The organism is Streptomyces sp. NPDC047886, assembly GCF_043204435.1.
Classification (GTDB): Bacteria; Actinomycetota; Actinomycetes; order Streptomycetales; family Streptomycetaceae; genus Streptomyces.
This window is the reverse complement of record NZ_JBIDCF010000001.1, coordinates 265,837-285,060: the sequence shown is the minus strand read 5'-3', so window position 1 is coordinate 285,060 and position 19,224 is coordinate 265,837. Positions and strand designations below refer to the sequence as shown.

The 19,224-nt window shown below is 74.4% G+C and carries 20 protein-coding genes; 12 read left to right on the top strand and 8 right to left on the bottom strand.

Features of this window, described 5'->3' with window-relative positions; genetic code table 11:
• Positions 1-89 precede the first annotated feature (89 nt).
• Positions 90-725 carry a TIGR03085 family metal-binding protein gene (locus ACGF5U_RS01270; protein WP_392714017.1) on the bottom strand — a complete coding sequence of 212 codons (636 nt, stop codon included), beginning with the start codon at positions 723-725 and terminating at the stop codon, positions 90-92.
• 83 nt (positions 726-808) lie between these two features.
• Between ACGF5U_RS01270 and hisI the strand changes: the two genes are divergently transcribed.
• From hisI to lgt, 11 genes are all read left to right on the top strand, one after another.
• On the top strand, positions 809-1,174 hold the full coding sequence (gene hisI / locus ACGF5U_RS01265) for a phosphoribosyl-AMP cyclohydrolase (RefSeq protein ID WP_392714019.1): 366 nt from the start codon (positions 809-811) through the stop codon (positions 1,172-1,174).
• Between the two features lie 11 nt (positions 1,175-1,185).
• A complete protein-coding gene (locus ACGF5U_RS01260) occupies positions 1,186-2,676 on the top strand; it encodes an anthranilate synthase component I (RefSeq protein ID WP_392714021.1) in 1,491 nt (496 codons plus the stop codon).
• Positions 2,677-2,690: 14 nt separating this feature from the next.
• On the top strand, positions 2,691-3,350 hold the full coding sequence (locus ACGF5U_RS01255; RefSeq protein WP_392714022.1) for a TIGR02234 family membrane protein: 660 nt from the start codon (positions 2,691-2,693) through the stop codon (positions 3,348-3,350).
• A gap of 139 nt (positions 3,351-3,489) precedes the next feature.
• Complete coding sequence (locus ACGF5U_RS01250) at positions 3,490-3,741, top strand: HGxxPAAW family protein (protein WP_392714024.1); 252 nt, start codon at positions 3,490-3,492, stop codon at positions 3,739-3,741.
• Between the two features lie 321 nt (positions 3,742-4,062).
• Positions 4,063-4,527 carry a DUF2752 domain-containing protein gene (locus ACGF5U_RS01245; RefSeq protein ID WP_392714402.1) on the top strand — a complete coding sequence of 155 codons (465 nt, stop codon included), beginning with the start codon at positions 4,063-4,065 and terminating at the stop codon, positions 4,525-4,527.
• Positions 4,528-4,643: 116 nt separating this feature from the next.
• Entirely contained in the window at positions 4,644-5,453 is an 810-nt protein-coding gene (trpC, locus tag ACGF5U_RS01240; protein ID WP_392714026.1) for an indole-3-glycerol phosphate synthase TrpC, read from the top strand.
• 8 nt (positions 5,454-5,461) lie between these two features.
• The gene (gene trpM / locus ACGF5U_RS01235; protein WP_392714027.1) at positions 5,462-5,752 is read left to right on the top strand and encodes a tryptophan biosynthesis modulator TrpM; all 291 of its coding nucleotides are present in this window, start codon (positions 5,462-5,464) and stop codon (positions 5,750-5,752) included.
• Positions 5,753-5,908: 156 nt separating this feature from the next.
• Complete coding sequence (gene trpB, locus ACGF5U_RS01230; protein WP_392714031.1) at positions 5,909-7,153, top strand: tryptophan synthase subunit beta; 1,245 nt, start codon at positions 5,909-5,911, stop codon at positions 7,151-7,153.
• Positions 7,150-7,977 carry a tryptophan synthase subunit alpha gene (gene trpA / locus ACGF5U_RS01225; protein WP_392714033.1) on the top strand — a complete coding sequence of 276 codons (828 nt, stop codon included), beginning with the start codon at positions 7,150-7,152 and terminating at the stop codon, positions 7,975-7,977. The genes trpB and trpA overlap by 4 nt, the downstream gene beginning before the upstream one ends.
• 72 nt (positions 7,978-8,049) lie before the next feature.
• Positions 8,050-9,009 (top strand): DsbA family protein, encoded by a 960-nt coding sequence (locus tag ACGF5U_RS01220; protein WP_392714035.1) that lies wholly within the window; start codon positions 8,050-8,052, stop codon positions 9,007-9,009.
• Positions 9,010-9,096: 87 nt separating this feature from the next.
• Positions 9,097-10,059 carry a prolipoprotein diacylglyceryl transferase gene (lgt, locus tag ACGF5U_RS01215; RefSeq protein WP_392714037.1) on the top strand — a complete coding sequence of 321 codons (963 nt, stop codon included), beginning with the start codon at positions 9,097-9,099 and terminating at the stop codon, positions 10,057-10,059.
• A 113-nt stretch (positions 10,060-10,172) separates the two neighbouring features.
• Here lgt and ACGF5U_RS01210 read toward each other — a convergent pair whose 3' ends face one another.
• From ACGF5U_RS01210 to ACGF5U_RS01180, 7 genes are read right to left on the bottom strand one after another with little or no spacing between them, the layout of a single operon-like run.
• On the bottom strand, positions 10,173-10,976 hold the full coding sequence (locus ACGF5U_RS01210; protein ID WP_392714039.1) for an HpcH/HpaI aldolase/citrate lyase family protein: 804 nt from the start codon (positions 10,974-10,976) through the stop codon (positions 10,173-10,175).
• Positions 10,973-12,271, bottom strand: coding sequence for a CaiB/BaiF CoA transferase family protein (locus ACGF5U_RS01205; protein ID WP_392714041.1), 1,299 nt, complete (start codon positions 12,269-12,271; stop codon positions 10,973-10,975). The genes ACGF5U_RS01210 and ACGF5U_RS01205 overlap by 4 nt, the downstream gene beginning before the upstream one ends.
• Positions 12,268-13,152, bottom strand: a complete 885-nt coding sequence (rbsK, locus tag ACGF5U_RS01200) for a ribokinase (protein ID WP_392714043.1) — start codon at positions 13,150-13,152, stop codon at positions 12,268-12,270. The genes ACGF5U_RS01205 and rbsK overlap by 4 nt, the downstream gene beginning before the upstream one ends.
• Positions 13,149-14,531, bottom strand: coding sequence for an ADP-ribosylglycohydrolase family protein (locus tag ACGF5U_RS01195; protein ID WP_392714045.1), 1,383 nt, complete (start codon positions 14,529-14,531; stop codon positions 13,149-13,151). The genes rbsK and ACGF5U_RS01195 overlap by 4 nt, the downstream gene beginning before the upstream one ends.
• A complete protein-coding gene (locus ACGF5U_RS01190) occupies positions 14,528-15,700 on the bottom strand; it encodes an ADP-ribosylglycohydrolase family protein (protein ID WP_392714047.1) in 1,173 nt (390 codons plus the stop codon). The genes ACGF5U_RS01195 and ACGF5U_RS01190 overlap by 4 nt, the downstream gene beginning before the upstream one ends.
• The gene (locus ACGF5U_RS01185) at positions 15,630-17,078 is read right to left on the bottom strand and encodes an ADP-ribosylglycohydrolase family protein (protein ID WP_392714049.1); all 1,449 of its coding nucleotides are present in this window, start codon (positions 17,076-17,078) and stop codon (positions 15,630-15,632) included. Before ACGF5U_RS01185 ends, ACGF5U_RS01190 begins: the two co-directional genes overlap by 71 nt.
• Positions 17,075-18,226, bottom strand: coding sequence for an ADP-ribosylglycohydrolase family protein (locus ACGF5U_RS01180; protein WP_392714051.1), 1,152 nt, complete (start codon positions 18,224-18,226; stop codon positions 17,075-17,077). The genes ACGF5U_RS01185 and ACGF5U_RS01180 overlap by 4 nt, the downstream gene beginning before the upstream one ends.
• 238 nt (positions 18,227-18,464) lie before the next feature.
• Between ACGF5U_RS01180 and ACGF5U_RS01175 the strand changes: the two genes are divergently transcribed.
• Positions 18,465-19,193, top strand: a complete 729-nt coding sequence (locus tag ACGF5U_RS01175; RefSeq protein WP_392714052.1) for a VIT1/CCC1 transporter family protein — start codon at positions 18,465-18,467, stop codon at positions 19,191-19,193.
• Positions 19,194-19,224: the final 31 nt, after the last annotated feature.

The window sequence follows — 19,224 nt, the reverse complement described above, 5'->3', positions numbered from 1 at the left end:
CCCGGAGAGACCCCGCGCCCGTACGGACCCGCAGAGACCCCCGCGGGGCCCACCAGGCGGGAGTCCCTCCGGCCCGAGGACCGGCTGCCCTACTCGATGCCGAGACGCGCGTCGTGCAGGCGCGTCACCGCCTCCTTGTCGCCGTCGAGCTCGACCCGCGCCGCGTCCTGCCGGCCGTGGGCGAACAGCGTCAGCTCGCCCGGCTCCCCGGTCACCGTCACCACCGGCGTCCCCCGGTGCCCGACCGCTGTCTGGCCGTTCGGACGGCGCAGCACCAGGCCCACCGGCGCCCGCCGGCCCAGCACCCGCGCCACCTTCTCCAGCCGCGCCCAGAGCGCGTCCGCGAACACCGGGTCCAGCTGGCGCGGCGACCAGTCCGGCTGCGCGCGCCGGACGTCCTCCGCGTGCACGAAGAACTCGACGGTGTTCGCGCCCTCGTCCACCTGTTTGATCGAGAACGGGGACAGCTTCGGCGGCCCCGTCCGGATGAGCTGGATCAGTTCCTCGTACGGCTTGGCGGCGAACTCGGCCTGCACCCGCTCCAGCCGGTCGCGCAGCGCCGGCAGCAGTACCCCGGCGGCCGCGTCCGGCCGGCGCTCGCGCACGACGACATGGGCCGCGAGGTCCCGCGTCTTCCAGCCGTCGCACAGGGTCAGGGCGTCCGGGCCCGCGGCTTCCAACAGATCGGCGAGCAGAAGTCGTTCACGCTTGGCATGGGTCGACATGACCGCCAGGGTACGGCGGTGCGGGCCGGTCCGCCCAGTGGACGCCCGGCGGACGGCGCCCGGGCGCGCGGCACAATGGCGTCATGACCAGCAACCTTGACCCGGCCATCGCCGCCCGTCTCAAGCGCAGCCCCGACGGGCTGGTCCCGGCCATCGCACAGCAGTACGACACCGGTGAGGTGCTCATGCTGGGCTGGATGGACGACGAGGCCCTCCACCGCACCCTCACCACCGGCCGCTGCACCTACTGGTCCCGCAGCCGCCAGGAGTACTGGGTCAAGGGCGACACGTCCGGTCACGTCCAGCGGGTGAAGTCCGTCGCCCTCGACTGCGACGCCGACACCGTCCTCGTGAAGGTCGACCAGACCGGGGCCGCCTGCCACACCGGCGCCCGGACCTGCTTCGACGCCGACGTCCTGCCCCTCGGGCCGGCACTTTCCAACCAGTAGGGTCTGGCGCCATGGATCTCGACACCTTCCGCAAGCTGGCGGCCGACCGCCGCGTCATCCCGGTCAGCCGCCGCCTCCTTGCGGACGGCGACACCCCGGTCGGTCTGTACCGCAAGCTCGCCGCCGAACGCCCCGGGACGTTCCTGCTGGAGTCCGCCGAGAACGGTCTCGGCTCCTGGTCGCGGTACTCGTTCATCGGCGTCCGCAGCTCCGCGACGCTCACCGCGCGCGACGGCGCCGCCCACTGGCTCGGCACCCCGCCGGTCGGCGTCCCCGTCGACGGCGACCCCCTGCAGGCCCTGCGCGCCACCGTGGACGCCCTGCACACCCCCCGCGACCTCGCCTCCGGGATGCCGCCCTTCACCGGCGGCATGGTCGGCTACCTCGGCTACGACATCGTGCGCCGGCTGGAGCGCATCGGCGACCACGGCACCGACGACCTCCGGCTGCCCGAGCTGACGATGCTGCTCACCTCGGACCTCGCCGTCCTCGACCACGGGGACGGCACGGTCCTGCTGATCGCCAACGCGATCAACCACAACGACCTGGACACCGGCGTCGACGAGGCGTACGCGGACGCCGTCGCCCGCCTCGACGCGATGCAGGCGGACCTGTCCGAGCCCGTCCGGTCGGTACCCGCCGCCCTGCCGCCCTCCGAACTGCCCCCGTACACCGCGCTCTGGGGAGGCTCCGCCTACCAGGACGCCGTCGAGGACATCAAGGAGCGCATCCGCGCGGGCGAGGCGTTCCAGGTGGTGCCCTCGCAGCGGTTCGAGACCCCCTGCACGGCGAGCGCCCTCGACGTCTACCGGGTCCTGCGCGCCACCAATCCGTCCCCCTACATGTACCTGTTCCGCTTCGACGGCTTCGACGTCGTCGGCTCCAGCCCCGAAGCGCTGGTCAAGGTCGAGGACGGGCGCGCGATGGTCCACCCCATCGCCGGCACCCGCCCGCGCGGGGCGACGCCGCAGGAGGACCAGGCCCTCGCCGACGAACTCCTCGCCGACCCCAAGGAGCGCGCCGAGCACCTGATGCTCGTCGACCTCGGCCGCAACGACCTGGGCCGCGTCTGCGAGCCGGGCTCCGTCGAGGTCGTCGACTTCATGTCCATCGAGCGGTACTCGCACGTGATGCACATCGTGTCGACCGTCACCGGCCGCGTCGCCGACGGCCGCACCGCGTTCGACGTGCTGACCGCCTGCTTCCCCGCCGGGACGCTCTCGGGCGCCCCCAAGCCGCGCGCGATGCAGATCATCGAGGAGCTGGAACCCGCCAGGCGGGGCCTGTACGGCGGTGCCGTCGGCTACCTCGACTTCGCGGGCGACTCCGACACGGCCATCGCCATCCGCACCGCGCTCCTCCGCGACGGCACCGCGTACGTGCAGGCCGGAGCCGGTGTCGTCGCCGACTCCGACCCGGTCGCCGAGGACACCGAATGCCGCAACAAGGCCGCCGCGGTGCTGCGTGCCGTCCACACCGCCAACCGGATGAACCAGGCATGACGGCATAAGGGATAGTGGGGTACGTGAGTGCCGCATCCGTACCCCAGCCCCGCGCCGCCCGAGCGGACCGGACGGCGGCCGCCGCGGGCGGTCGCCGCAGCCTCGCCGCGGCCCTGTTCCTCGGCGCCGCCGGAGCCGCCGTCGTCCTCCTCTCGTCCGGCCAGACATGGACCGAGGGCACCGTCGCGGTCGGCGGCGGCAGCGTACGGCTGGACGCCACGGGCGGCGATGTCACCGGTCTGCCGACCGCGCTCGCGGTGGTCGGCCTTGCGGCCCTCGTCGCCGTCTTCGCGGTGCGCGGCACCGGCCGCCTCGTGGTGTCCCTGCTGCTCGCGCTCAGCGGCGCGGGCGCGGCCCTCTCCGCCCTCCTGGGCGCGGGCGACAGCGCCGCCCTCGACGAGCTGGCAGCCCGCACCACCGGCGACGCCGCCGCACGCGTCGGCGAGATCACCCAGACGCCGTGGCCCTACGTCACGACCGCGGCGGGCGTCCTCATCCTCGCCGCCGGACTCCTGGCCCTCCGCTACGGCCGCGCCTGGCCCGCCATGTCCGGCCGCTACGAGCGCGACGGCGGCCCCCGCGCGCGTGCGGCGCGTCCCGCCACCGACCCCGACCGGCCCGAGGACCTGTGGAAGGCCCTCGACCGCGGCGACGACCCGACCCGCGACGGGTGACTCCACCCGGCCCCCACGGGCCGACGCGCGAGGCACGACCCCCGACATCACGTCGCACGCGCGCGTGCGGGACAATGACGACGAGCGTCCGCACACAGCGGGGCCTCACCACAGAGCGACATTCAACGAGGAGCAACTCATGGCGGGCAGCGCCCACGGACACACCCCGGCCGCCTGGACCGGTGTCACCATCGCCTTCATCGGCTTCTGCGTCGCCGGTGTCTTCATGGTGGCCGCCAACCCGCTCGGCTTCTGGGCCGGCATGGGCGTGGTCCTCCTCGGCGGTGTCGTCGGTCTGGCCATGAAGGCCGCAGGACTCGGCATGCCGAAGGAGTCCGCCGAGGTCGTCAAGGCCCGCGCGGAGGCCGGCCGGGCCCAGGCCGCCTCCTGACCTCTCGTCAGCGGCTTCACGAGGCGCGGTCCGGCACCGACCGGACCGCGCCTCGCCGTATACGCCGTACGCGCCCCGCCCGTACGCCCCGGACGCGTCCCGCCGTACGCGCCCCGCCCGTACGCCCCGGACGCGTCCCGCCGTGCGAGGCCGGACCCGCGTCGCCGTACGCCTCCCGCCGTGCGAGGCCGGACCCGCGTCGCCGTACGCGTCCCGCCGTGCGAACCGGACCCGCGTCGCCGTACGCGCCGGACCGCGCCTCGCCGCACGGTCGCGCTGCGCCTCTCCGTACGACCGGACACAATCGACCGGGTGGACGCCATGCCTGAATCCGCCGCACACCGCCCCGCCCCCGCTGCCGCCTTCCCGCCGCCGCCCCCCGCGCCGGCCTCCCTCCTCCGGCGCCTCAGCGCGCCCGTGGGCACCCTCACGGTGGTCGCGGCGGCCTTCGCGTACGTCGGCGCAGTCGACCCCAACGAACCCGGCCACTACCCCGTCTGCCCCCTCCTGCGCTTCACGGGCCTCTACTGCCCCGGCTGCGGAGGGCTGCGCAGCGCCCACGCGTTCATCCACGGCGACCTCGGCACCGCCGTCGGCGCCAACGCCGTCGCCGTGGCCGGATACGGCCTCTTCGCCGTCCTGATGGTCCTCTGGCTGGTACGCGCGGTGCGCGGCCTGCCCGTGCGGGTGACGCTCTCCGCCGCCTGGTGGTGGGCGTTCGGCGCTCTGCTCGTGATCTTCACCGTGGTCCGGAACCTCCCGTTCGGGTCCATGATCGCTCCGTGATAACCGCAGGTCGGACGCTGTGTCGTCGGCCGGATGCGGACACTCGGCCGACCTCCGGATACCATCGAGGTGACTGGCTTGATCCAACATCACCGTCCCGGAAGGGGGCCTCTCGCGTGAGTGTGCTCGACGAGATCATCGACGGCGTGCGCGCCGACCTCGCAGAGCGACAGGCGCGGGTGTCCCTCGACGAGCTCAAGGAGCGGGCCGCCAAGGCGCCCCAGGCGAAGGACGGCGCCGCCGCACTGCGCGGTGACGGCGTCAAGGTCATCTGCGAAGTCAAGCGCTCCAGCCCCTCCAAGGGCGCCCTCGCCGCGATCGCCGACCCCGCCGGACTCGCCGCCGACTACGAGGCGGGCGGCGCGGCCGTCATCTCCGTCCTCACCGAGCAGCGGCGCTTCGGCGGCTCCCTCGCCGACCTGGAGGCCGTCCGCGCGCGCGTGGACATCCCCGTCCTCCGCAAGGACTTCATCGTCACGGCGTACCAGCTCTGGGAGGCCAGGGCGTACGGCGCCGACCTCGCCCTGCTGATCGTCGCCGCGCTGGAGCAGCCCGCCCTGGTGTCGCTGATCGAGCGTGCCGAGTCCATCGGTCTCACCCCCCTGGTCGAGGTGCACGACGAGGAGGAGGTCGACCGTGCCGTCGACGCCGGCGCCCGGGTCATCGGCGTCAACGCCCGCGACCTGAAGACCCTGAAGGTGGACCGCTCCACGTTCGAGCGGGTCGTCCCCGAGATCCCCGCCGGGATCGTCAAGATCGCCGAATCCGGCATCCGCGGCCCGCACGACCTGATCGCCTACGCCAACGCGGGCGCCGACGCCGTGCTCGTCGGCGAGTCCCTCGTCACCGGCCGCGACCCCAAGGCCGCCGTCGCCGATCTCGTCGCCGCCGGCGCCCACCCGGCCCTCCGGCACGGACGGGACTGACCCCCGCCATGACCGCCGCCCGCGCCACCGCCCCGACGCCGCACCGGACGCCGCCGCGCCCGGCCGGCGCGTCGGCCGCGGCCACGCGCGCGTACCCGGCGGTCACGCTCGCCGCCACCGCGGCGACACCCCCCGAGGCGTACGCGGGTCTGGCCCGCGGCTGCCGCCCGCGCGGCTGCCGCGCCCCGGCACGACGCGTGCACGGACGGCGCGTCCGCTATGTCATCGGCGACGAACCGGGCCAGGTCAACGGCATGCGATGGCGCGCCCGCTCCATGCGCTCCCACCACCGCCGGTAACGGCCCGCCACTCGCCCTGACCCCTCTTCGGCCTGCGACTTTCGGCCCAGAGGGAAGGTGCTCCGCTGCGGGCGCGATCCGGTGGTGACGGCGCATACCGTGATCACCGTCAGCCGAGACATCCCGGGGGTGACCGCCCCCGTGAGGAGCATTCGTATGCCCAGCGAGTTCTTCGTTCCCGATCCCGCAGGCCAGGTGCCGAACGCCGATGGCTACTTCGGCGCCTACGGCGGCAAGTTCATCCCGGAGGCGCTCGTCGCCGCCGTGGACGAGGTCGCCGTCGAGTACGACAAGGCCAAGGCCGACCCGTCGTTCGCCGCCGAACTCGACGACCTGCTCGTGAACTACACCGGCCGACCGAGCGCCCTCACCGAGGTGCCCCGGTTCGCCGAGCACGCGGGCGGCGCCCGTGTCTTCCTCAAGCGCGAGGACCTCAACCACACCGGCTCCCACAAGATCAACAACGTGCTGGGGCAGGCCCTGCTCACCAGGCGGATGGGCAAGACCCGCGTCATCGCCGAGACCGGCGCCGGCCAGCACGGCGTCGCCACGGCCACCGCGTGCGCCCTGTTCGGCCTCGACTGCACCATCTACATGGGCGAGATCGACACCGAGCGGCAGGCCCTCAACGTCGCCCGGATGCGGATGCTCGGCGCCGAGGTCGTGGCCGTGAAGTCCGGCAGCCGCACCCTCAAGGACGCCATCAACGAGGCGTTCCGCGACTGGGTCGCCAACGTGGACCACACCCACTACCTGTTCGGCACGGTCGCGGGACCGCACCCGTTCCCCGCCATGGTCCGCGACTTCCACCGCGTCATCGGCGTCGAGGCCCGCCGCCAGATCCTGGAGCGGGCCGGCCGCCTGCCCGACGCGGCCGTCGCCTGCGTCGGCGGCGGCTCCAACGCCATCGGCCTGTTCCACGCGTTCATCCCCGACGAGGGCGTCCGCCTCATCGGCTGCGAACCGGCGGGACACGGCGTCGAGTCCGGCGAGCACGCGGCCACGCTGACCGCCGGCGAGCCGGGCATCCTGCACGGCTCCCGCAGCTACGTCCTCCAGGACGACGAGGGCCAGATCACCGAGCCCTACTCCATCTCCGCCGGCCTCGACTACCCCGGCATCGGCCCCGAGCACTCGTACCTCAAGGACAGCGGCCGCGGCGAGTACCGCGCCGTGACCGACGACGCGGCCATGCGGGCGCTGCGCCTGCTGTCCCGCACGGAGGGCATCATCCCGGCCATCGAGTCGGCGCACGCACTCGCCGGAGCCCTGGAGGTCGGGCGGGAGCTCGGCGACGACGGCCTGCTCGTCGTCAACCTGTCCGGGCGCGGCGACAAGGACATGGACACGGCCGCCCGCTACTTCGGGCTGTACGACACCACCGAGGGGGACTCCAAGTGAGCGGGAACATCCAGCTGCTGAGCGACACCCTGGCGCGGGCCACGTCCGAGAACCGGGCCGCGCTCATCGCCTACCTGCCGGCCGGCTTCCCCACCGTCGAGGGCGGCATCGAGGCGGTCAAGGCGGCCTTCGACGGCGGCGCCGACATCGTCGAGGTCGGGCTGCCGCACAGCGACCCCGTCCTGGACGGACCCGTCATCCAGACCGCCGACGACATCGCCCTGCGCGGCGGTGTGAAGATCGCCGACGTGCTGCGCACGGTGCGCGAGGCGTTCGACGCGACCGGGAAGCCGGTCCTGGTGATGACGTACTGGAACCCGATCGACCGGTACGGCGTCGAGCGCTTCACCGCCGAGCTCGCGGAGGCCGGCGGCGCCGGCTGCATCCTGCCGGACCTCCCGGTCCAGGAGTCCGCCCTGTGGCGCGAGCACGCCGACAAGCACGGTCTCGCCACCGTCTTCGTCGTCGCCCCGAGCAGCAGGGACGAGCGGCTCGCCACCATCACCGCGGCCGGTTCCGGCTTCGTGTACGCGGCGTCCCTGATGGGCGTCACGGGCACCCGCGAGTCGGTCGGCGAGCAGGCCGCCGACCTGGTCCGCCGCACCCGCGCCACCACGGAGCCCGGCCGTGACCTGCCCGTCTGCGTCGGCCTGGGCGTGTCCAACGCGGAGCAGGCCGCCGAGGTCGCCTCCTTCGCGGACGGCGTCATCGTCGGCTCGGCCTTCGTCAAGCGGATGCTCGACGCCGCCGACGAGCGGGCCGGGCTGGCGGCCGTACGGGAACTGGCGGGCGAACTCGCCCGTGGCGTGCGACGTGCCCCCTAGGGTTTCGTAGCTCGTACGAGTGGTTGTCGACCGGGGAGGCACGCACGTGCCTCCCCGGTTCGTTTGCCGGTCGTGAGCGAGAAGAACAGCGCAGGGAAGCGGAGCGCGCGCGAGCGCCTCCAGATGGAACGCGAGCGGGAGAAGGCCCGGGACAAGCGCAGGCGGCTGCTGATCGTGTCGGCCGCCGTCGTCGGTGTGCTCGGTCTGGCCGCGGTCGTCGGTATCATCGCCGCGAACACCGGCGGTGACAGCGGTGGCGGCAGCGGCCCCGTCGCGGCGCCCACGGGCGCGACCGGCGAGGACCGGCTGGCGATCCAGGTGGGCAAGCCCGACGCCCCCTCCACGCTCACGGTGTGGGAGGACTTCCGCTGCCCGGCCTGCGCCCAGTTCGAGAACGCCTTCAGGGACGTCATCCACGAGCTGGAGGACGCCGGACAGATCAAGACCGAGTACCACCTCGCCACGATCATCGACGGCAACATGGGCGGCAGCGGCTCGCTGAACGCCGCGAACGCGGCGGCCTGCGCCCAGGACGCCGGCAAGTTCGCGCCGTACCACGACGTGCTGTACCAGAACCAGCCGCCCGAGCCGGACGACGCCTTCGCCAAGAACGCCAAGCTCTTCGAACTGGCCGGCAAGGTCGAGGGACTCGACACCCCCGAGTTCCGCGCCTGCGTCGAGGACGGCACGCACGACAGCTGGGTGAACAAGTCGAACGAGGCGTTCCGGAACGGCGGCTTCCGGGGCACGCCGACGGTGCTGCTCAACGGCGAATCGATCTTCCCGACCAAGGGGAACGAGCAGATCTCCCCGGAGAACCTGAAGAAGTGGGTCGCCGAGGCCAACAAGGGCAAGAAGCCGGGTACGGCATCGCCCTCCGTCCCCGCCGGTTCCCCCACCACCGGGAACGGCACGGCGCCGGGCACCGCCCCGGCGCCCGGCGCGCACCAGCGGACCGACCAGGAGACCGGCGCGGACCCGGACGCGGAGCCGGCCCCCGGGACCGTGCCAGGCTCCGGACAGCGCCCCTGACCCGCCCGTAGAGCCCCGGCTCGTTATGCAGTCTTTGCCGGGCGGGTTGCCCTGTCTCCCTCCCGGCAAGGTAGCGTCGGTCCTGCCATGGACCTTGCCTACATTCCCAGCCCGTCGACCGGCGTGATCAACCTCGGACCGATCCCGCTGCGCGGCTATGCCTTCTGCATCATCATCGGTGTCTTCGTCGCCGTCTGGTACGGCAACAAGCGCTGGGTCGCCCGGGGCGGCAAAGCGGGCACCGTCGCGGACATCGCCGTCTGGGCGGTGCCCTTCGGCCTCGTCGGCGGTCGGCTCTACCACGTCATCACCGACTACCAGCTGTACTTCAGCGAGGGTGAGAACTGGGTCGACGCCTTCAAGATCTGGGAGGGCGGCCTCGGTATCTGGGGCGCGATCGCGCTCGGCGCGGTCGGTGCCTGGATCGGCTGCCGCCGCCGCGGGATCCCGCTCCCGGCGTACGCGGACGCCATCGCCCCCGGTATCGCCTTCGCCCAGGCCATCGGCCGCTGGGGCAACTGGTTCAACCAGGAGCTGTACGGCAAGCCCACCGACCTGCCCTGGGCGCTGAAGATCACCGAGGGCGCGAACCGCGAGGCGGGGCTGTACCACCCGACCTTCCTCTACGAGTCGCTGTGGTGCGTCGGTGTGGCGCTGCTGGTCATCTGGGCCGACCGCCGCTTCAGGCTCGGACACGGCCGGGCCTTCGCCCTGTACGTCGCGGCCTACTGCGCCGGGCGCGGCTGGATCGAGTACATGCGCGTCGACGAGGCCCACCACATCCTGGGTCTGCGGCTGAACGTGTGGACCGCGATCGTGGTCTTCCTGCTCGCGGTCGCCTACATCGTGTTCTCGTCGCGGATGCGGCCGGGGCGCGAAGAGGTCGTGGAACCGGCGGCGCCGGAGAAGAAGACGGCGGCGGACGCGGAGGACGCGGACGACGCGGACGACGCCGAGACGGATGGCCCGGAGGCCACCGGCGTCGGCGACGGTTCGGACGCGGCCTCGTCCGACGGCACCGGGAAGACCACGTCCGCCAAGCGGGGCTGAGCCCCGGCGGGACGCGCCGACAACGAACGCGGCCATGAGGCGGCCGCCGGGACCGAGGGGTTCCGGCGGCCGCCTCTTCGCCCCCCGCCCGCCTCTTCGCCTGCCCGGCCGGTTCAGGCCCGCCGGGAGAGGGAGAGGGTGCGGCGGGCCGCCGCGACGACCGCCGCGTCCACGAACCGGCCGTCCGGGAGGGCCAGCGCACCGGCCTCCAGCGAGGCGGCCCCGACGATCCGCTCGGCCGCCTCGACCTCCTCCCGGGTGGGCAGGTACGCCCGCTCGATCACCGGCAGCTGGCCGGGATGGATCGCCGCCCGCCCCAGGAATCCGAGGGACCGGCCCCGGACGCAGGACGCGAGGAGACCGTCCAGGTCCCGGATGTCGGGGTGCACGGACTGGACCGGCGGCGGCAGGCCCGCCGCCCGGGCGGCCACCACGATCCGGCCGCGCGACCAGTCGAGCGCGCGGTCGTCCCGTACGCCCAGGTCGGCCCGCAGGTCCGCCTCGCCGAGCGCGATGCCGCGCACGGCCGGATGGGCCCCGGCGATGGCGTAGGCGTGCTCCACGGCCAGCGCGGATTCGAGCAGCGCGACCAGCGGTACGCCGGGAGCGAGGGCCGCGATCCGTCGAATGTCAGTGCCGTGTGTCACCTTGGGGATACGGAGAGCACTCAGGCCGGGCAGTCCGGCGAGTGTCTCGACGGCCGCGGTGTCGTACGGGGAGGGAACACGGACATGGACGGGTACGGGGTGAGGGGCGGACAGCAGCTCCGCGGTGGCGGCCAGGGCGTAGGCGCGGCGGTCCGGCGCGACGGCGTCCTCCAGGTCGACGACCACCACGTCGGCGCCCGACACCAGGGCCTTCTGCACGACGTCGGGGCGGTCTCCAGGGGCGTACAGCCAGGTCAGCGGCACGGTCATACGGCGCCCTCGGCGCGCAGGGCGGCGATCTCGGCCCCCGACAGGCCGAGTTCCCCGAGCACCTCGTCCGTGTCGGCGCCGTGCGGACGGCCCGGCCAGCGGATGGCGCCGGGTGTGCCGGACAACCGGAAGAGGACGTTCTGCATACGCAGCGGGCCCAGCTCCGGGTCGGCGACCTCGGTGATGGTGCCCAGGGCCCGGTACTGCGGATCCTCCATGACGTCCCGGACGTCCTGCACCGGGGCGATCGCGGCCTCGGCCTTCTCGAAGGCGGCCATGGCCTCGTCGCGGGTGTGCCGGGCGATCCAGGCGCCGACCGCGTCGTCCAGCTCGTCGGCGTGCTCGGCACGGGTGGTGCCGTGGGCGAACCACGGCTCGTCGACCAGTTCCGGGCGGCCCACCAGCCGCAGGACGCGCTCGGCGACGGACTGGGCGGAGGTGGAAACGGCCAGCCACGTGCCGTCGGAGGCCCGGTAGATGTTGCGGGGCGCGTTGTTGCGGGACCGGTTGCCGGTACGGGGCTGGACGTAGCCGAGCTGGTCGTACCAGAGCGGCTGCGGCCCCAGCACCATGAGGATCGGCTCGATGATCGCCATGTCGACCACCTGGCCCCGCCCCGTGACCGTCCGGCCGGCCAGCGCCGTCATCACGGCGTAGGCGGTGGCCAGCGCGGCCACCGAGTCGGCGAGACCGAAGGGAGGGAGCGTGGGCGGGCCGTCCGGTTCGCCCGTCACCGAGGCGAAGCCGCTCATCGCCTCGGCGAGGGTGCCGAAGCCGGGGCGGTGGGAGGAAGGGCCGAACTGCCCGAAGCCGGTCACCCGGGCCAGCACCAGCCGGGGGTTGGCGGTGGACAGCTCCGGCCAGCCCAGGCCCCACCTCTCCAGGGTGCCGGGGCGGAAGTTCTCGATGACCACGTCGGCGTCGGCGGCGAGCCGGAGCAGCGTGTCGCGGCCACCGGGCGCCGACAGATCGAGCGTGAGGGTGCGCTTGTTGCGGCCGAGCTGCTTCCACCACAGACCGACGCCGTTCTTCGCGGGGCCGTGGCCGCGGGACGGATCGGGCTTGCGGGGGTGCTCGACCTTGATGACATCGGCGCCGAAGTCACCGAGGAGCGCGGCCGCCAGAGGACCGGCGAAGAGGGTCGCGAGGTCGAGGACGCGCAGCCCTCGCAGCGGAGGAGCCGGCTCCGCCGGAGCAGCGGAAGGGGAGGGCGCGGACGCGGACGAGGCCGAGGCGGGAGAGGTGGGAGAGGTGGAAGGAGGGGGAGAGACGGGAGGCGTGGTCGGGGAGGTCATGCGGCATCGATCTCCGTACGCAGGGGCATGGAAGACGAGGCGCCCGGCCGCTGGACCGAGAGCGCCGCGGCCGATGACGCCCAGGCGAGGGCGTCGGGCATGGGCTTGCCCTCGCCGAGCGCGACCGCCAGCGCGCCGACGAACGTGTCGCCCGCCGCGGTCGTGTCCACCGCCCGGACCCGACGGGCGGGGACGGTGAGCGGCGCCGTGTCCCGGGACGCGTACAGGCTGCCCGCCGCACCCAGGGTGATGACGACCTCGGGGACGTCGCGCAGCAGTTCCTCGGCGGCGGCGACCGGGTCGGCGACACCGGTCAGGGCGGCGGCCTCGTGCTCGTTGGGCACGATCAGGTCGGTCGCCGCGAGGAGCTCGTGCGGCAGGTCCTGGGCGGGGGCGGGTGTGAGGACGGTGCGGACGCCGTGACGGCGGGCGGTCTCCGCACCGGCGATGACGACGGGGAGGGGGAGTTCGAGCTGGAGCAGCAGGGACCGGGCCGAGGCGATGAGCGTCTCGTCGCCGGCGGAGAGGGAGGTGACCGCGGCGTTGGCGCCGGGGATGACGACGATCGCGTTGCCGCCGTGGTCGTCGACGACGATATGGGCGGTGCCGGACGGCCCGTCGACGGTGCGCAGGAGGGCGGTGTCGATACCGGAGCCGTCCAGACCGGCGCGCAGCCGGGTGCCGAACTCGTCGGAGCCGACGGCGCCGATCATCGCGACGGGGGCGCCGGCACGGGCTGCGGCCATTGCCTGGTTGGCGCCCTTGCCGCCGGGAACCGTGCGGAACTCCCGCCCCGTGACGGTCTCCCCGAGCCGGGGAGCACGGTTCACATAGGCGACGAGGTCCATGTTGGTGCTGCCGAGCACCACGATGCGGGTCATGGGCGGAGTGCCTCCTGGAGGGTGAGCGCGGCGAGGGTGTCGAAACCGACACCGTCGAAGGTGTGGACGGACGTGGCGAGACGGTTCTTGAGGGGGGAGGTCCAGCGGTCCGGGATCCGGTCGGGACGCCCGGCGAGGAGTCCGGCGACACAGCCGGCGGTCGCGGCGTTGGAGTCGGTGTCCCAGCCCCCGGACACGGCGCGGCAGATCGAGTGGGTGAAGTCGCCGTCGGCGTGGGTGAGGGCGGCGGCGAGGAGGGCGGCGTTCGGCACGACGTGCACCCAGTGGTGGTTGTCGTAGGCGGCGTGCAGGCGGTCCGCCACCGTGTCGAAGTCGCCGTGGGCACGGGCGGTGGCGATACCGAAGCGGACGGCCCGGGCGAGCCGTGAGCCGTCGGGGACGACGGAGAGACCGGCGGCCAGCGACTCGTGGACGTCGGCGGTGCCGGAGGCGGCGGTGGCGATGGTCGCGGCGGCGAACATCGCGCCGTACACGCCGTTGGCGGTGTGGGTGAGCGTGGCGTCCCGGTGGGCCTGCTCGGCGGCGCCGCCCGGGTCCCCGGGGCGGGTCCAGCCGTGGACGTCGGCGCGGATCTGGGCGCCGATCCACTCCCGGAACGGGTTGCGGTAGGTGGCGGTGAACGGCGGTTCGAGGCCGGAGAGGAGGTTGCGGTAGGCGACACGTTCGGCGGTGAAGGTGCGTCCGGCGGGGAGCTCGTCGAGCCAGAGGCGGGCGACGTCGGCGGTGCGGAAGCCGCGCCCGTACCGCTGGAGGAGCAGCAGGTTCAGCACGGCGTAGTTGAGGTCGTCGTCCTCGGGCATGCCGTCGATGTTCTCGGCGAGGGAGGTGGTGGCGGAGCGGCGGTTCCAGGGGTGGGCGGCGGCCAGCGCGGGCGGCAGGCCCCGCGCGGTGAACCAGCCGTCGAGCGGCCAGTTGCCGGTGGCGCCGGCCAGGGCGCGGATCGCGGACAGGGGCAGCTTCTCGACGGGCTTGCCGAGCAGACACCCGGCGGCGCGTCCCAGCCATCCGGCGTGCAGCCGGGCGCCCAGCGCGGACCGCCCGGCGGGGCCGGGGTGCGGCTGTGCCGGTGGGGCGGGCCAGTCGGGGCAGGCGCGGCGGATGTCGGCCAGGGCCGTCGGTTCGGTCGCCGCCAACGGGCTGGGCAGCGCGCCGAGTTCGTCCAGGAGGCGGTCCGCGAGGGCGCGCAGGTGGGCGGGTGCCGGGGTGGGGGAGGCCCCGGCGGAGACCGGCGCAGGGGCACCCCCGGCGGCGGTCCAGCGGGCCTCGACCGCGGTGGCGTTGCGGCCGTCCTCCGCCGCCTGGCGCAGTTCGTGACCGAGCAGGTCCTCCGGCTGGACCCAGGTCAGGCGCAGGTTCACCGGGCCGCCCCCGGCGCGTCCGCCAGCTCGGTGAACGCCGCCTCGTGGGAGCGGCGGCGCGCCGTGTCGCGGGCGAACACCTCGCGGGCGACCCCGGCGAGTACGGCGGCCGGGGCGTGCAGGTCGAGCCGGCTCGCCTCCGCCACCTGCTTGGCCCAGGCGGCCGGGACGGCGGCCTCCCCGTGCAGGGCACCGGCCATGGCCCCCGCCATGGTGGCGATGGAGTCGCAGTCCCGCCCGTAGTTGACGGCGGACAGGACCGTACGGCGGTAGTCGCCCGCGCCGACCAGGAGCATGCCGAGGGCGATGGGCAGCTCCTCGATGGAGTGCACCCGGGACGGGCGGCGGGCCGCCCGCGACGGGGCGCGGTAGTCGGGGCCGACCGTGTCGAACGGGGCGACGGCCTCGCGCAGCGGGCGCAGCGCCGACTCGAAGTCGGTGTGGCGCGAGGCCACTTCGCACACCGCGTCGATGGCGGCGCGCGTACCGTCCTTGGCGAGGGACAGCGCCGCCGCCACGACGCTCTCCGGGCCCGCGCCGGGGCGGCACGCCTCGGCGACGGCGGCCGCGAACACCCCGGCGGCCTCGCGGCCGTAGGAGGACTGGTGGGCGCCCGCGATGTCGAGGGCCTCGGCGTACGCGGCGGACGGGTTCGCGGCGTTGACGAGGCCCACCGGCGCCATGTACATCGCGGCGCCGCAGTTGACGATGTTGCCGGTGCCCGCCTCGCGCGGGTCGACGTGTCCGTAGTGCAGCCGGGCGACGATCCACTTCTCGGCGAGGAAGATCCGCTGCAGCGGCAGCGCCTCGGCGTGCAGTTCGGGGATCCAGCGGGGGGTGGAGATCAGGTCGGGGACGAGGTGGTCGGCGACGGCGTAGGCGTCGAGGTGGTCGCGGACGGTGGCGTACACCCTGATCAGGGCGTGCGTCATCAGGGTGTCGTCGGTGACGTGGCCGTCGCCCTTGTGGTACGGGGCGATGGGGCGGGCGGTGCGCCAGGCGTCGCCGTTCCACGGGCCGACGACGCCGGTGACGCGACCGCCGTGACGTTCCAGGATCTGCTCGGGGCTGTAGCCCTCGACGGGTCCGCCGAGCGCGTCACCGACGGCGGCTCCGACGAGGCTGCCGGTGATCCGGTCCTCCAGCGACAGGGGGGTGGGGGTGGTCATGTCGGAATTGTCCACCCGCGGCGGTGAGTTCCGTGTGTGCGAGCTGTTCGGCGAGTTCGACCAGATCGGTGCCGGCGAGCCGGGGCAGGGCACAGCCGGCGAGGACGCGGCAGGTGTCGCGCCAGGTGCCGGGCACGGAGTCGCGGCCGCCGAGCGCCCCGGTCAGCGCGCCCACCAGGGCCGGGGCGGAGTCGGCGACCCGCGACAGGCAGGCGGCGGACGGCACCGCCTGGGCGCCGTCGCCCCGGGCGGCGGTCGCCAGGGCGAGGGCGACGGGGACCGTCTCGGCGGCGGCGATGCCGTAGCTGTAGACGTGGTCGACGATCTGGTGCTCCAGCAGGGGGACCAGTTCGAAGGCGCTCCGGGCGCGGCGGGCGAGCCCGACGGCGTGCCGGCCGTTGCGGCCGATCTCGGTGCCGGGCGGCAGCTGGGCGAGCGCGGCGTCCACGACCGTGTCGACGGGCGCGCCGCCGAGCGCCGAGGCGACGGCGGCGGCCATGGCGCGGGCGCCGTGCACCCCGTCGCCGTCCTGGGTGTACCGGGCGTCGAACTCGGCGAGTTCGGCGGCGGCCCGCGGGTCGCCCGGGTGGACGACGGCGAGGACGGCGGCCCTGACACAGGCCGCGTCGTCGAAGTAGTGCGGGTTGTCATGGCCGGTCGCGGGCGGGCGCAGGCCGGTGGCGAGGTTGCCGAGACCCGCGCGTACGGAGATCCGGGCGCGCAGCGGCAGGACGGCCGACTCCACCTCGGGGGCGCGTTCCGATGCCGCCGCGATCTCGGCGGCGAGCGCGTTCCAGGCGAGGTCGACGGCTGCGCACATCCGCCGCCCCGCGGGCAGCGCGTGGAACAGACCGCTCCCTGCGGCCAGCACCGTCTCGGCCGTGAACGCCGCCCACTCGGCGTCGTCGGACGGCCCCAGCCGCAGCGGCTCCGGCGGCTGGTTCAGGGCGATCGGTACGGGCAGGGTCGTCGTGGCGTTCTGCTCGGCGAAGGTGTCGAGCTCGCGGGTGAGCCGCCGGGTCCACTCGGGCATGCGCGCGGCGCGGTGCCGTGCGGCGGGCCACCCCGCCGCGTCGCCCGCGGCCAGCCCGAGGAGCAGCCCCTCGATCCGCGACGGGTCGTGCCCGGTCTCCGGCCGCGCCCGCCGCCGGACGCCCCCGACCCGCGGCGTCCCGGCGGCCGGCGCGGTCGCGATCGGGGCGGCGCCCTTCGGCGGCCGTCCGCGTACCCGCCCGGTGGCGGGCGGCGGTCCGTCCGGGTCGGCTGGTCCGTCCGGGTCGGCCGGGTCGGCCGGGTCGGCTGGTCCGGCCGGGGCGGAACCCGGGGCCCTGGTCGCAGTACCGACCGGGCCGACGTCCTCCTGCGCCGGGGCGCTCATGGCGTGGGCCCGGCGTCGTCGTCGGGCGTCAGCAGATCCGCGATGTCCAGGACGTGGTAGCCGCGCATCGACGGCAGGCAGCTGCCCCGTACCGGACCGATACCGGCGGCCCACTCCTCCGGGATCGCGCACTCGCCCCCCATCGCCCCCGCGAGCGCGCCGGCCACCGCCGCCGTCGTGTCGGCGTCCCGCCCCATGTTGACGGCGGTCAGCACCGACGTACGGAAGTCCCCCCGCGCCGCCGCGAACGCCCCGAACGCCAGCCCCACCGCCTCCGGCGCCAGGTCGGTCCACGGGTAGCCGCCGATGACGACCGCCGACCGTACGGTGCGTTCGCGGACGAGCGGATCCGGCTGGACGCGCTGTGCCGCGACGACGGCCCGCCGCATCGACCGGGCCGTCCAGGAGTCCATGGGCACCACCGACAGCGCGGCGGCGATCACCGACGCCGGACCCGCACCGGCCATCGCTGCGGCCACGCCCGCCGCCACCGCCTGCCCCCCGAAGATGCCCTCGCCCTCGTGGCTCACCGAGCCGTCGATGGCGACGAGCCGTGCCGCCTCGGCCGGGCGGCCCGCGGCGAAGACCCCGAACGGTGCCGCCCGCATGGCGAGACCGTCGCTCCAGGCGTGCCGGTGCTGGGCCGAGATCGGCGCGGCCAGACCCCGCCGCAGGTTCTCCAGGGTGCCGCGCTCACTGAACCCGGCGCCCCGGAACGGCCCCTCGTCCAGGTCGGCGATCCACTGGTGCCAGGCCGTCTCGACATGGGAGACGGTCAGCGCCGAGCCGTGCCGGGCCAGCAGCAGCCCGGAGAAGATGGCGTACTCGGTGTCGTCCGTACCGGCCGGCCGGTCCGCGACGTATCCGGTGACGCGTCCCCACCGGGCGCGGATCTCGGACGGCTTCATGTTCTCGGCGGGTGCGCCCAGCGCGTCCCCGACGGCCAGCCCCAGCAGGGCGCCTCTGGCCCGTGCGCGTAGGACCGGCGCCGGTACGGCGACCGCAGCCGCCGACGACGAGACCGACGACGAGACCGGGGACGGGGGCGGCGGCGCGGGCGCGGACGGCGACGCGGGCGCGGGCGTGGACGGTGGCGCGGGCGGGGACGGTGGCGCGGGCGGGGCGGGATCGTAGGCAATCGACTCCATCGCGTGGCCCTTCCGTGCGCACCGATCGGTGATCCGATTCCTGGATCCGTGCCACACGGACGCCTCCGCGATGCCAGGGGCAGGGGTGGTGTCACCCGCCTGGCGCCCAGGTAAGTAAAGCCTGCCTTGCTGGCGCGCCCCTTACATCGCGCGTATTTTCGACAGTGTCGAGGGGGAGCGGGATCACGCGGACCCGACGAGACGTAGCCGTTGAACGCAGCGGAGCAAGGGGAAAGCCGTGTCCATCATCGAGGTCGCCGCGCCACTCCACGAGGCGCACCGGGACAACCACACCCACCGCGATGTGAACGGCGGCTGGCTGCGGCCGGCCGTGTTCGGCGCCATGGACGGCCTGGTGTCCAACCTGGCGCTGATGACCGGTGTCGCGGGCGGCTCGGTGTCGCAGCAGACCATCGTCATCACCGGCCTGGCGGGCCTCGCCGCCGGCGCGTTCTCCATGGCCGCGGGCGAGTACACCTCCGTCGCGTCGCAGCGTGAGCTGGTCCAGGCCGAACTGGACGTCGAGCGCCATCAGCTGCGCAAGCACCCGGTGGACGAGATGGAGGAGCTGGCCGCCCTGTACGTGGCGCGCGGCGTCGAGCCCGCGCTGGCCCGCGAGGTGGCGATGCAGCTGTCCCGGGACCCGGAGCAGGCCCTGGAGATCCACGCCCGCGAGGAACTGGGCATCGACCCCGACGACCTGCCGTCGCCGATGGTCGCCGCCGTGTCCTCGTTCGGGTCGTTCGCGCTGGGCGCGCTCCTGCCCGTACTGCCGTACCTGCTCGGTGCCGCCTCGCTGTGGCCGGCGGTGCTCGTGGCCCTGCTGGGCCTCTTCGCCTGCGGTGCGCTGGTGGCCCGGGTGACGGCACGCAGCTGGTGGTACAGCGGCCTGCGGCAGCTCGTCCTCGGCGGCGCGGCGGCGGCCATCACGTACGGCCTGGGCGCGGCGTTCGGCGCGGCGCTCTAACAGGCCCAGGGACGGGGTCCCGGGCGCTGAC